Here is a 13,783-nt window from a genome sequence, read left to right on the forward strand (position 1 = left end):
AGTTCAAAGTTTAAATTAGCTATTCAACACCATCGCATCATCTTCTGAATTTTCAGTGACACTCTGCACAAAGGTATGTGCTGACACCGTATTTTCGCCAAAGACAAAAGGAACGATATGTTCAGGAAAATGCATACTGAGCATAAAGCCATAAATATCAACTAAATGCTGAGTATGCCCCAATGAAGATTTCACATAAATAAAGTGATGCGGTTCAACAGAAGTTTGCGTAAGTTGCTGCTGCAAATGCTTCGCTGCTTTTATATCTGTCTGATCTGAAACAATAAGTACATATGGCTCATCCCCCTCGTACTGCGGCAATTCATTTAAATTCAGGATATTAAGAACTTTTGCAGTTTTTTCTTGACCAATTACGACTTTTAAATTTTTAGCGGGTTCAAGTTCTTCAATTTTTAAGGAGGGATCTGCAATAAGGCAGCTTGTAGCAAACTCCGCCGGAATATAATCCTTAACCATCCAAGACTTTTCATCAATCAGGTCTTGATCAATTTCTGAATCAACGGCAAGCACGAGAAATATTTCATGCTCTTTCTTTTGAATACGTTTTAATAAATGAATAAACTCTTGATAAGCCACACGTTCTCCCAAAAAGTGATATTCGATATGAACTTTTTGGGAAATAATGCCAATTTCAGTAAAGAACTCTAAAATTAAATCGTTACTTTGCTCATCATTCCATATATGCAATAAATCTTCTGGAAGAAGAATATGTAAATTCAGTCGATTTAAACGATGTACTTCAACTACAGGTGTTTCTGTATCTTCATATTCAGAATTTGGATCAACCCATGCAGGATGCATGTGATATTCACGGATCTGATGAGATTCATAAAATAAAATTGAACGCTTTAAATGTTCAGCCAAGCGATACAAATTCTCTATGTTTTGTTCTAATTGCTGTCTTATTAAAGACATAATACGAATTTGTCTTGGTGAAGCTGCGTATTCAAAATCCTCTTCATCCGACTCGGCCAAATCTTTAATTCGATAGGATAAAAGTGGCAATCCATAAGAATTTAACAACTGATCATCAAGCTCTGGACTTTTGAAATCTTGTATTTCTTTAATAATAGTTTCATTCTCGCCCAATGCATGTATAGCAAAAGCAGAGTAAATATGAAAATCTAACTGCTCTAGAGGCTGATCAGGTGTAGTCGTTTGTTTTTGGCTATCATCATTTTGGCTTTGACTTACAACTTTCTCTTTCTTTTCTTTATAACTTTTATAAACGCTATAAATCAGCCAAGGCGATAAGATCGCCAATGTAATAATTGCCGGTAACAAAAGAAAATAAAGGAAAAAATCCCCTTTATCAGGGTTATATTGAACATCGCGCCAGTAGAAAATAATCAATCCACTAACAAGTGTAAAAATAGCGATGAATGAGAGTAATATTTTTTTAATCATATTTGCTCTCCAATAAGGCTATAACATGTTTCATGGCTATGGGTGCTAGGCTTGCGAGACATTAAAAAAGCACCTTGCCCTAAGCCATTGGCTTGGCTTTGAGTCAGGCGAACAGGTTGTATTTCCGACTCATCTAATATCAGTCTTAGATCGATTGAAAGTGTCGGACTGCACCATGTTTCTACAATTTTTTTAAGCTTTAAACTAAGCTCTTGGTGAGGTAAAAACTTTAAATATTGCTGACGCTTAAGTGGACCTATCTGAATCTCAATTTTTCCATCAATTTGTTGAATCGTTTCCCCACAAAACGTGTTAATACCAAGTAAGCTAGGCTGGCTTCCACCTAAAGTTGTTAACTGATCACTTGCTAACTTAAATGATTCTTGTATGAACTCTTTAATTGTAATTTCATGCTTAAATATACAACTCAACATTGTTTTCAAAGCATGAACGGTATTATTTTGCCCCTGCATTAAGCCCGAAAATTCAGCAAAATATTCATCCAAATCTTGTTGTTGATGTTGTGATCGAACATAACCATTTAAAGCATGCAGGATATCCAAATAATCATTTTTATTTTCTATTTCATATCGCACAGGCAAGTGATAAGTAATACTTGACTCTACATACTGACCAGTTAACTTATGATTAAATAAACTCAAAAACTCTTTAGTTTCAGCTCGTTGCTGCCGTGGAGCCTGCTTAATTTTATTTGTATAAGTATAAGGTAATGCCCCTTGTATACCGGTAAGGCCAACAATCAAGTTTGTTAAATGAACACGCTCATCTACTAATTCTAAACTTTCAATTTCAGTGGCCGGAAAGTTTAAGTTAAACGAGGTCTCAAATTTGAAATGATCAGTCCATGACGAACAGGCATCATTAGCTGGGCTATGACGCAATAACCGTGTTGCTTGAATAAATTCAAAAGATTTGGGGCGTTGAAACAACTCAGCCGTTATAGAAGAGTCTTGCCACCAACGTTCTGACTGCATTGGTATAACTCCTGCTGAGATGAATAATCATTAACCACCAAATCAACAAAACTATTAATTTGAACCTTTAAATTAAAAACACGACTTAATAATTGACTAAAAATATATAAGCTATGCCCTCTAAATACAGATGAATCAATTTGTAATTCAGCTTTTACCCCTCTCACAAACATTGGAAATGGTTTGCCATCTACAAGTTTATGGGTAAGTGAAAATTCTAATTTTTTAATTGATTCAATAATTAAATAATTTTCTTTTGACTGCGGTAAGTTATATAAAGCCAACAGCTCTTTAACATGAGAAACAGCATCCCCTTTCATAAGCGCTAAGCTATTTAATGAAAGATGCGAAATCACACGCCATTGCTCACTTTGGCCTTGTTCAAACTTATAAGGTTTGGTTGGTCGCTTTAAGACAATCGCACGTCTCGCCAAGCTACTATCGTTTAAATTTAATACGTTATTAGACTGACCAAGTGCTTCATGAGGCAAATCACGGTTTGAACATAATAATTTGGTACTAATAAAATCTGAGCGTGTTGAAAATGGATTTAGATTTTTAGAAATAATGGAATAGCCCATTTCAACAAAATTAGACTGTAACTTTTGATAATTCACTGAGTAAAAAAAGCGAGCTGTATCATTGTGATAATGACTCATTGCAAAAAACGGTAAAACAGGAACATAACTTTCTTCTTGATTTGTTTTTTCACGTACCATATTCATCTCAAGTATTGAATATACTTGATAAAATTCAGGATGATGAGCATCTGTAACCAGTGGATATTCGAGTTGCTTATGAACTATCTTTTGAGGTTCGGCATATTTTTCGAATAAGTTGATTACTGGGGTAGTAAACAATTTAAAGTTTGCAATATTTAATTCAGAATAGTTTCTAACAACGGCTTGATCGTTTAAATTTAATTTGAAATGAGTGAGAAGCTCAAATTCGGATACTTGCTGAGGTAACCCCTTTAAAAAATCTAAATCAAGTTTCAGATAGCTAAACTTTTCTGGGAAACAAAAATACTCCATTAATAAACGATAAGCATGATGCGTATGTTGATCGAGGGGTAATAGACTTTCTTGTTCAGAAAAACCTATCAGCTCGAATGGATTTTTACCCAATTCTACAATCTTTTGCCCATGTTTAAGTGCAAAACTGGTCCCTTTTTTAAAAATGCTATCAAGTACTTGAAGAGGAAAATTAGAAATAGCATCCAAATAAATAGGAAGCTTTTCGTGAACTAAAGATGCATGAGCGCTATTAAAAATTTCAAATTTAAAACTTAACGTCGCATTTTGATTTAAGTGCATATGTGCACTAGGTGTAGTTTTAAAATCTAAACCACTTAAATGAATAGGTAGTAATTTTACATCTTGAGTTGTATTGAACTCACACTGTACCCCTTTAAAACTACGAGATTTCAAAACGGTATGATCAGGTACAAGATGAGGTTCGGTAAGCTGTTTAATTTTATTAATATCTTCAAAACTAACGACAGAACAAGCAGGAAAATGACGTAAGTATTGAGGAAACATTACCTCAAATAAAGAACGAGTAAAAACATCATAACTGTCTGTAAGTTTTTTATCGATTCGAGCCGCAATCAGCGAAAAAGCCTGAATCAGACGTTCAATATGCGGGTCATCAATTTGCTCTTGATTTAAAGATAAGCGCTGAGCAATTTTTGGATATTTTTGGGCAAATTCTCGAGATTGCTGACCAAATTCTTGTAATTGTTTTTCATAAAACGGTAAAAGCTCTTCTATCACAACACACCCACTACGCTTAAGTTCTCGCTGAAATTACATACTGCTGCGTTGTTGGTTTTAACAATGCATCAAATACAACAGGTTCATATAGAGGGTGAATATTTAGATAAGCCTGAATACTTAAACATAATGCGCCCATATTATGTCCATCTAACAACATCTCTACCCGTATTTGTCTTAGCCGAGGCTCATGAGCTGCTATGGATTGCTCAATGGATTGGCAAATTTTATCTCGGTCTAAAGGGTTGGCTGTAGAGAGCCCTACAAAATCAATAATCCCAAACTGAAGTATCGATTTCTTTACAAGTGGATAGTCATCAACTACATGATCTAACTTTGCTACCCGACTATTGAGCAAATCTTCTAAATCCTTTGCTACAGATTCTCTTAATTGCTGAATAGAAAGACCTTTTGCATAATCTTCACTTTCTGGAATTAAGCGATCAAATAAAGTTGAACGAAATCCGTATGGATAAAGCCGATCTAAGTTCATTCGAGTTCACAACAAAGCATATTTAGAGACAGCAGAGGCTAACTTTATGTCAGCCTCCACCAAATATTCACTTAAATAATTAAGCTGCGTAAGAAGCTGTATTATTAGAAAGTGACCATTTCTTAGTAACAGCACCTTTAGCAGTACCGTTAATATCTTGTTGGTTATAAGTCCACTCAACAGCAGCATATTTCAAGCCAAATGCTTCTGTAGGAACGCCTTCTTCGTTAACAGTTGGAGTCACGCTAGAAACTAGAACGTGCTTCAATTTGATTTGTAAGTACTTGATACGTTTATCGCCATTTGCACGATAAAAGTCGATTTGTACTTCATCAAATGTATAACCAGCTGAACATGCTTCCCATAGTTTAGGGCTAGTAGCATCTAAGTCTTTTACGAAAACCATGTCAGAATGTTCAACACGCTCAGCAGTGTGACCACCTACGCTACTTGAAGTAGCAGATTTAGGTTGACGAATGTTATGAGACCAAGAGTTAACTTCTAACCAACCTTTGTGCTCAGAATCACGAGATTCTCCATCAACTTTATATTTACCGCGAAACTCAACGTATATATCTTTCATTTAGAACTTTCCTATTTTTAATTTAAAGTTATTCTTTAGCTGACCTTGATTAATTTGAGGACTGAGGCAACTCAGTGACAAGTCGTAAAGAAACCGACAACTCATCCAGCTGGAAATGTGGTCGCAAGAAAACCACAGATTTGTAGTGACCTGGTTGAGCAGGATCTTCTACAACTTTTACAGACGCTTCACGTAATGGGTATTGAGCTTTTGCTTCTTGAGAAGCGCCATCATCAAGTAATACATACTGTGACAACCACTCGTTTAAAAATGCTTCGACATTACCAGCAGAAGCAAAACTACCCACTTTATCTCGCATCATTGCTTTTAAGTAATGTGCAATACGTGAAACAGCCATGATGTACTGAATTTGACTTGATAAAGCCGAGTTTGCATTGGCAGTATCGTTGTCATATTTTTTAGGTTTTTGAGTTGATTGCGCACCAAAGAAAGCTGCGTAATCTGTATTTTTACAATGTACTAATGGAATAAAGCCTAGATCGCTTAGCTCTTTCTCACGACGATCTGTAATTGCAATTTCAGTTGGACACTTAAATACCACTTCACCATCTTGTGTTTTAAATGTATGGACTGGTAAACCTTCAACCAAACCACCACCTTCAACACCACGAATAGCAGCACACCAACCATGCATATCAAATGCATTTGTTAAACGAGTACCAAAAGCATAAGCTGCATTCATCCACAAATATTCATTGTGATTTTCACCAGAAACATCTTCAATAAAATTAAAGCCTTCCGTCGCAGTGCCTTCTTTTGGATGATATGGGAGACGACCTAAAACATGCGGTAACGTCAATGCAACATAACGTGAATCTTCACTGTCACGGAAAGAACGCCATTGAACATATTCAGCAGTTTCAAAGATTTTTGAAACATCTCTAGGACGATCAATATCTGTAAATGACTCAAGGCCTAAAATGCTTGGGCTAGCAGCCGAAACAAATGGTGCATGTGCTGCTGCAGCAACATGAGAAATTTGTTCAAGCAAATACATGTCAGATGGCGTGCGGTCAAACTCAAAATCACCAATTAATGCTGAGTATGGTGCACCACCAAAAGAGCCATATTCTTCTTCATAGATTTTCTTAAATAAAGTGCTTTGATCAAAATCTGTAGCACCCTGAAAATCTTTTACCAACTCTTTCTTTGTCGTATTTAACATACGAATTTTAATAAGCGGATTTGAAGGTGTTTCTTGGCAGAAGTAATAAAGACCACGCCACGTTGATTCAATTTTTTGAAATTGTTCATTGTGCATAATCTGACTTAACTGACTTGAAATCAGCGCATCGATTTCTGCAATACGCTTATCAATTGATAAAGTCATATTTTCAGAAACAGTAATGGTTCCAGCCATTACTTCTTTGGCAAGTTCACCAATTAAACTTTTAGCACGTGAATGTTCTTCTTCATTTCGTGCAATGCGACTTTGTTCAACAATCGAATCTAAAAGATTAACTTCTTCATTTTCAACAAGTGGCATCGCTGCTGATTGAGTATTATTCATGGTCAGCCTCCGCACTTAATTTACGAATCTGATCAGTATTTTTAAGAACTTCATCAAGCAAATCTTCTAAACGTTCACTGTTAGAAATTTTATTTCTTAAATCAGTTAAACGTTCGCGCGCCTCCACTAATTTCTTTAATGGATCAACTTGTTGAACAACATTTTCAGGACGGAAATCTTCCATTGACTTAAATGTTAAATCAACAGCCATCTTCCCACCCTCTTCAGTTAGCGTATTATCTACCTGAAAAGCAGCTCTTGGAGACAACGACTCCATTACTTCATCGATATTATCTAAATCTACATTAATAAATTTTTTATCTTTTAACTTTGTACGTTCAAGCTCAGATGCTGCGGAAAAGTCACCCATCACACCAACAACAAACGGGAGTTCTTTCGCTTCTTTTGCATCACCAATTTCAACATCGTAAGTAAGCTGAACACGAGGAGGTCGAATTCGTTGAAGCTTCTTTTGTACGCTTTCTCTTTTAGCCATAAGGTTCTATCCCAGATTATTTAGTTAAAGGGTCAAAAGGCGAACTTTTTGATTTACTAACACTCGCAACAGGCGCAGTTTTTGGTTTAACTGCAGGTGTTTTTACTGGAGTTACTGTATGTTTAGTTGTCGTTCGAGGAGTAGAAACTCGATTACGTACTACATTTTGTTTTCTATAACTTCTTTTTTCATTATCAGCTGAACCACCTTCCGAGCTCGCTTTGAAACTTGATGGATCAGGTGCAGGCATTGCTGTATGGATATTTTCAATTAACTGCTTTGCAGGAGGATATGTTACGTCATTCGTTAAATATCGCATTTCCTGACCACGCATTTGTTGCAAAGAGTTATTTGCAATGCTTACGCCAGATAAAAACAATACATCTGTTAATAATGAACCACGAACGTTTTGACTCTGTAATTGACTAGCTAAATTTAAGGCTTTAACTGGTTGGTTGGTCTGATAAAAACGCATTGCTGCTTTAGCTAATAAATCATTTTTTTGAGTAGAATTATCTGTATCACATACTTGTTTAAAAAGATTTAACAACTCTGGATCAGTTTGACCTTCAATTATAGGATTTTTCTTAATACAGCTTTTCTTTAATTTTATAGGTTCTAATTCTGCAGCTTGTGCACAAGATAAACCAACATAGTTACCAATTAAAAAAAGTATCAAAACACTTTGCTTTAACACAACTTTCATTCCTCTATCTTCTTATTTAATCAAGGTTTTACTGAAAAATTAACATTTTATAAATATCAAAAAATCAGGCTTAAACCTTATATTCAAAAAATTTGAACGCAGTTTATCATATAATTAAACATATTTTATATAAAATTCATATCAAACTAAACTAAAAGCAAATAGTTTAGATGCTTATAAAATATGGCTTAATAAAGTTTTTCTAACAAAAAAATAATATTGTTAATTTTTGTAAATAAAAATAAGTAATTGATATATATGAAATTTATTAAGAATTAAAATTACTATAAATTTATCCAAAATATTGAACCTTTATAGCTTATGAAACAATTTCTTAAGAATATTTAATCTTAGATGACATTAAAGTTAATTTTATTTGGTTAGTAACAACTCAAATCACTTTACAAAAGTTTTCCTACTACATAAAGCTAATAAAGTTGTCAAGACTAATCTGTCTATTTATTTTAAATAAAGTTCTAAACAGTAGTAAGCATACCTTATAGAAGAATTTTTCTAGATATTTCTTAATACAGACATGAAAATTAAAATAGAAAATGAATGCTAGCTGATGATGATAGCTCTACATGTTTTCATAGCTTAAAATTTTATAAGGTTAATCTAGATTTATAAGCGTCAATTTTATTCTTGAAATTTCAAAACTAATTAACTTATTTTTCCCTAAAACTCTTTTAGTCAATTATTCTGATTCTTAGATAAAAAACTTAATAATATTTATTTTTTAATCAACATTAATACATATTAAAACTCTTAGCATAACGCCCCGACAGACTTTAAATATTTTTCCATCAAATGCATCTCCTCCTTTTAAATCTTCTTAGGCTATCACCACGTTCAGACGCTTTGTTGATAATCCAATTACAATTGTATTTCTTGATCAAAATAATCTTTCAATTGTAATGCTCCACTACTTTTTTGGTTTCTATTCATTAGTTATCTTAGATGCACTTAAAATACCTTTTGATATAGACCGTTTTGAATCATGAATATTTTATGAAAAAAAGACAGAATTGTCTATTCATTTAAAATCTTTTATCTTCCATGATTTACAAAATTTTTAGTCTAATTAAAAGAAAGACGCAACACCAAAAAGTCTATTAAGGCGCGTGTTTTGGCAGGCAAACTAGAGGTGTGAGGATAAAGTAATTGAATACTTTGTAACGGTAACGAAAAATCTGGAAATAACCGAATTAGGTGATTGTTTTGAATATCTTCATCAACTAACCAGGCAGGACAAATTGCCACACCTAAAGATGAAAGAGCCATTTGATGAATTACAGTAACCGAGTTTGATTCATACTGACTGCGAACAAAAGGTAATGAATATTGCTCCCCTAAACTGTTTTGCAAAATATATTGTGAATCTTGCCAGTTTAATAAAGAGTGGCTAATCCAAGGAACATTTGCCAAATCAGATATCTTTTCTATTGGATGATCTTTTATAAACTGCGGAGTAGCCACAAGATAAATTGGATATTCTCCGATTTTTCGAGTTTTTAGAGATGAGTTTTTTAAATTTCCTAACCGAATAACAAGATCTAACTTTTCAGTAACTAAATCGTCAAGAGAAGAGTTGAAAGAATACTGTAAGCGTATATGTGGGTAAAGCCGGCAAAACTCAGGAAGCAAAGGCAAAATGAAACGTTGGCCAAACTCATTGGTAGACGAAAATCGTAAAGTGCCTGTAATGCTTGTACCTAAGTGTTGGCTTCGTTCAAAGGCATCATCAATTTGAAGTTGGATTTGTTTAAAATCTTCATAAAATTGCTGACCTATTTCAGTTAATGCAATATTACGGGTGTTACGAATTAATAGGCTTGTATTTAGCTGCTTTTCTAATTGTTTTATATCAATACTCACCATTGATCGGCTTAAGCCTAAAATTTCCGCAGCTTTGGTAAAAGAGCCAGAATCAACAACTTGTAAAAAACTGGTTATTTGTTTGAGGTTTTTTTGCACAATTAAGCCAATTGTTTAAAATTATCAAACAATGATTTTACTTCGCTTGCATCGACAATAAAAGAGCCGGATCTTACCCTGCCTGCACGGAGGTAGGTATGTCATATCGATATAAAATAGCTACAGTGTTTTTACTTGGGTTCTTTATTGATTGCATCAACATTTTTATGTCTGCAATTGCATTGCCTAATATTGCATCGTCATTTTCAGTGAGCCAATCCATGGTCGCATGGGTAACAAATGCTTATATTCTCGGCCTCATTTTAATTATGCCCATGAGTTTATGGTTAGCCACCAAACTTGGATACCAAAAATTATTGTGTTATTCGATGCTGTTATTCTCGATAAGCATCTGCTTTATGGGTTTTAGTGAATCGATTTATAGCTTAATTTTTTGGCGATTTATTCAAGGAATAGCTGGAGGTTTATTAATTCCAGTCGGGCAAGCACTCGTATACGCATTTTTCCCGAACCAAGAACGCCAACGCATTTCTACTATGATCATGGCAATTGCACTGATTGCGCCAGCTTTTTCACCTGCCATTGGAGGCGTAATTATTGATTCATTGAATTGGCGATGGGTATTCTTATCTAACCTTCCTTTTTCTTTACTGGCAGCAGCTCTGGCATGGTTATGGGTTAAAACAACAAAGAATGTTTCGAGTGAAAGACCAGATATTAAAGGCTTAGTTATCTTTAATATAAGTCTGTTATGTTTATTACTCTCCTTTTCATTCTATAGTGATTACCATCATGCCCTATTCGCTATAACGAGTTTTCTAATTTCAGTGGGAATGCTTATTTTTTACATTCAACATGCGAAAAAAATTTCCCATCCTGTTCTTAATCTTGAGTTATTAAAAAATAAAAATTTACGTAATGCATTTATTGTCTATTATGCCGTTCCGGGTATTTTTACAGGCGTTAATTTACTCAATATTTTTAATTTACAACTTAACTTCGGCTTTAATGCAAAACAAACTGGTTTATTTATGTTGCTCTATGCAACTGGGGCATTCACAGCCATGATTAGCGGCGGCCTACTCTATCAACGGTTAGGAAAAAAGTATCTTCTTATTATTGGAATAACCCTACATAGCTTTGGCATATTTCTTTTGTTTTATATTTCAAACACTAGTCCCCTAAGCTTTTTAGTGATTGCTTATTTATTAATGGGTATGGGAGGCGGCTTAAGTGCCAATATTGCCCAAATTAGTTCACTGATCGATTTTTCGGGCCAAGATTTATTACAAGGGAGCGTGCTCTGGAATATTAATCGACAAGTTTCATTTAGTGTCGGTACTGTTGTTCTCATTTCGATATATAACTTGATGTCCAGCTCAAGCGAGCTACTTCGCTATCAACAAACTTTTTTAATTGCAGCTTTGCTCTGTTTACTCTCACTCATTCCCGTTTTAAAGGAGAAAACTCATGTCTAATCAAATGGATCAAGCCATTCAAAGTGTAATAGACCTACATGTTTTAATAGAAAATGTCTTTACAGGCAAAAATGCAGAGCAAAGCCTGAGCCCGCTTCTCGATAGCTTTGATCAAAATTTTAAGATGGTTACGGTTCAGGGTCACAGCATTGGTTTCGCCGAAGTGAATAGTTTATTTAGCCAGAATATCGGAACGAAACCTTCTTTAAAAATCGACATTATTAAAAGCGCAGCTTTATACGAATTTGAAAATTATTGCTGGGTGCAATATCAGGAACATCAGCAAACTGATGAAACCGAGACAGTACGGACTTCTACAGCCTGCATTAAAGTGGAAGACAAAAAAAGTTATTGGGTTTATTTACATGAAACTTTAGTTCCCTCGTCTTCTTAACTCATCTAAAGCATATTAAAGATGGCACTTATTTTGCTTAACAATATTACGTTTTATGAAAATCGTAATACTGATCAAAATGGGGAGCTCTCGATATGGGTTATGTTGCAAAGGAATTTACGCGAAAGAACAAGCTGATTCTCAGTATTTGTTCTTTCGTTATTCCAATATGTCTTTGGTGCGCAATCAGTTACTTACCTTTTATTTGGCATCCTCAAGTACAAATCACGAGTTCAGGCAGTGTTCCTTACTTACAAGTAGGCAGTCGTGTTGATAAAAGTGTGTTCTATCTCGAAGCACAAAATGCAGTCAACCGAAATTCTGCACCACCACAAGGTATTTTGGTCAACCCTATTTATTTACCCGCTCCCCATGAAGTCGCTAAGGCTTTGGTCACCGCGTTTACCACACCACCTGAACAACCTGATTCGCCGTGGTTTCATCAAAGTTTATGGCACAGTATTAAACTGGTATTTTCAGCTTTTTTTATTTCTTCATTGATTGGGATTCCACTGGGTATTTTGTGTGGTTTTTCTAAGAGGATCTCCCTGTTAACAGAACCGTTTGTCGAGTTTTTCCGTTACCTACCCGCACCAGCATTTGGTGCACTTGCAGTGGCAATTTTAGGGATTAATGACGCACCTAAAATTGCCATTATTGTGATTGGTACTCTGTTTCAGCAAATTCTCATTATTGCCAATACCACCCGAATGGTAGATCGAAGCTTAATTGAAGCTGGCTATACGCTTGGTACCAATAAGCTCAAAAGTTTATTTCACGTGGTGATTCCTGCGGCCTTACCTGATATTTACCGTGACTTACGTGTGCTATTGGGCTGGGCTTGGACCTATTTAATTGTTTCGGAGTTGATTGGTACGACCTCGGGTATTACGTGGTTCATTACTCAACAGGCACGCTATCAAAACTTTGACAATGTCTATGCAGCTATTTTGATTATTGGGGTAATTGGTCTGGTTTGTGATTGGGTATTAATGAAGTTAGGTGAGCGGATGTTCACTTGGAAAGTGGGAGCAAAATAATGAATGATTCAACATTTAACGCGCATGAATACTTTCAAAAAATTTATGAACGTCCTGTTATTTTAGAGGCCAAACAACTGAGCCAAGTGTTTAAGCATGGTCAAAGCGAACGCACTGTTTTAAATAAGCTCGATTTAAAAATTCATAAAAGAGAATTTATTTGTGTGATTGGTCCTTCTGGCTGCGGTAAATCGACACTGAGCCGTGTCATTGCGGGTTTAGACCCATACCATAGTGGAGAAGTTTTAGTAGACGGCGAATGCATTACAGGCCCATGCCCTGAACGCGGCATGGTGTTTCAGGGCTATACCCTTTTCCCGTGGAAAACTGTAAAAGAAAACGTGATGTTTGGCCCGCAAATGCGCGGCGCGAGTCAAATGACAGCCGAAGCTCAAGCACGTGAATGGATTAATATTATTGGTTTAGAAAAATATGAAAATCAGTATCCACATCAACTTTCTGGTGGTATGAAACAGCGCGTTGCGATTGCTAGAGCTTTGGTTAATCAACCTAAAATTTTACTCATGGATGAACCTTTTGGTGCGCTCGACCCGCACACTCGTCAAAAAATGCAAAAGCACTTGATGGATTTATGGCAAAACATTGATATCACCATTATTTTTGTAACCCATGACATGGATGAAGCCATTTTACTGGCTGACCGAATTGTAGCACTCAAAGCCAACCCCGGTGAAATTAAGGAAATTATTGAAGTTAATTTACCTCGTCCACGTTCACTCGATTTAATGAGTACATCTGAGTTCAAACAACTTCGGGCACGAGTTGATTATCTGGTTCACGCTGAAGAAGACGAGCTTGACCCTGCGTTGCAAGACTTACCCAAAATACCGCGTATGACTCAAGTCAGTACAGAAAAATAAGCCAAACACAAAAAAGCCCAAGTTCAACTTGGGCTTTTTGATTTA

General features: G+C 35.4%; 13 protein-coding genes. 4 read left to right on the forward strand and 9 right to left on the reverse strand.

Features of this window, described 5'->3' with window-relative positions:
• Positions 1 to 15: 15 nt before the first annotated feature.
• The 9 genes from F984_RS11705 to F984_RS11745 all read right to left on the reverse strand — a co-directional run bounded on the left by F984_RS11705 (position 16) and on the right by F984_RS11745 (position 9,984).
• Positions 16 to 1,428: a hypothetical protein gene (locus F984_RS11705; RefSeq protein ID WP_004709554.1), complete on the reverse strand. Its 1,413-nt coding sequence runs from the start codon at positions 1,426 to 1,428 to the stop codon at positions 16 to 18.
• On the reverse strand, positions 1,425 to 2,423 hold the full coding sequence (gene tssG / locus F984_RS11710; RefSeq protein WP_001190390.1) for a type VI secretion system baseplate subunit TssG: 999 nt from the start codon (positions 2,421 to 2,423) through the stop codon (positions 1,425 to 1,427). Before tssG ends, F984_RS11705 begins: the two co-directional genes overlap by 4 nt.
• A complete protein-coding gene (tssF, locus tag F984_RS11715; protein WP_004709557.1) occupies positions 2,387 to 4,198 on the reverse strand; it encodes a type VI secretion system baseplate subunit TssF in 1,812 nt (603 codons plus the stop codon). Before tssF ends, tssG begins: the two co-directional genes overlap by 37 nt.
• 16 nt (positions 4,199 to 4,214) lie before the next feature.
• Positions 4,215 to 4,691 (reverse strand): type VI secretion system baseplate subunit TssE, encoded by a 477-nt coding sequence (gene tssE, locus F984_RS11720; protein ID WP_002048404.1) that lies wholly within the window; start codon positions 4,689 to 4,691, stop codon positions 4,215 to 4,217.
• 79 nt (positions 4,692 to 4,770) lie between these two features.
• Entirely contained in the window at positions 4,771 to 5,274 is a 504-nt protein-coding gene (locus F984_RS11725) for an Hcp family type VI secretion system effector (protein WP_000653195.1), read from the reverse strand.
• 49 nt (positions 5,275 to 5,323) lie between these two features.
• Entirely contained in the window at positions 5,324 to 6,805 is a 1,482-nt protein-coding gene (gene tssC, locus F984_RS11730; protein WP_002048311.1) for a type VI secretion system contractile sheath large subunit, read from the reverse strand.
• Complete coding sequence (gene tssB / locus F984_RS11735; protein WP_001119042.1) at positions 6,798 to 7,301, reverse strand: type VI secretion system contractile sheath small subunit; 504 nt, start codon at positions 7,299 to 7,301, stop codon at positions 6,798 to 6,800. The genes tssC and tssB overlap by 8 nt, the downstream gene beginning before the upstream one ends.
• Positions 7,302 to 7,317: 16 nt before the next feature.
• Positions 7,318 to 8,007, reverse strand: a complete 690-nt coding sequence (locus tag F984_RS11740; protein WP_022574829.1) for a hypothetical protein — start codon at positions 8,005 to 8,007, stop codon at positions 7,318 to 7,320.
• A 1,080-nt stretch (positions 8,008 to 9,087) separates the two neighbouring features.
• Complete coding sequence (locus F984_RS11745; RefSeq protein ID WP_004709563.1) at positions 9,088 to 9,984, reverse strand: LysR family transcriptional regulator; 897 nt, start codon at positions 9,982 to 9,984, stop codon at positions 9,088 to 9,090.
• A 98-nt stretch (positions 9,985 to 10,082) separates the two neighbouring features.
• Between F984_RS11745 and F984_RS11750 the strand changes: the two genes are divergently transcribed.
• The 4 genes from F984_RS11750 (at position 10,083) to F984_RS11765 (ending at position 13,738) form a co-directional block, all read left to right on the forward strand.
• The gene (locus F984_RS11750) at positions 10,083 to 11,423 is read left to right on the forward strand and encodes an MFS transporter (protein ID WP_004709565.1); all 1,341 of its coding nucleotides are present in this window, start codon (positions 10,083 to 10,085) and stop codon (positions 11,421 to 11,423) included.
• Positions 11,416 to 11,817 (forward strand): hypothetical protein, encoded by a 402-nt coding sequence (locus tag F984_RS11755; protein WP_004709568.1) that lies wholly within the window; start codon positions 11,416 to 11,418, stop codon positions 11,815 to 11,817. Before F984_RS11750 ends, F984_RS11755 begins: the two co-directional genes overlap by 8 nt.
• Positions 11,818 to 11,912: 95 nt before the next feature.
• Positions 11,913 to 12,857, forward strand: coding sequence for an ABC transporter permease (locus F984_RS11760; RefSeq protein WP_000542531.1), 945 nt, complete (start codon positions 11,913 to 11,915; stop codon positions 12,855 to 12,857).
• Positions 12,857 to 13,738 (forward strand): ABC transporter ATP-binding protein, encoded by an 882-nt coding sequence (locus F984_RS11765; RefSeq protein WP_004709570.1) that lies wholly within the window; start codon positions 12,857 to 12,859, stop codon positions 13,736 to 13,738. The genes F984_RS11760 and F984_RS11765 overlap by 1 nt, the downstream gene beginning before the upstream one ends.
• Positions 13,739 to 13,783 lie beyond the last annotated feature (45 nt).

Origin of the sequence: Acinetobacter nosocomialis NIPH 2119, from assembly GCF_000368085.1 — a bacterium.
Classification (GTDB): Bacteria; Pseudomonadota; Gammaproteobacteria; order Pseudomonadales; family Moraxellaceae; genus Acinetobacter; species Acinetobacter nosocomialis.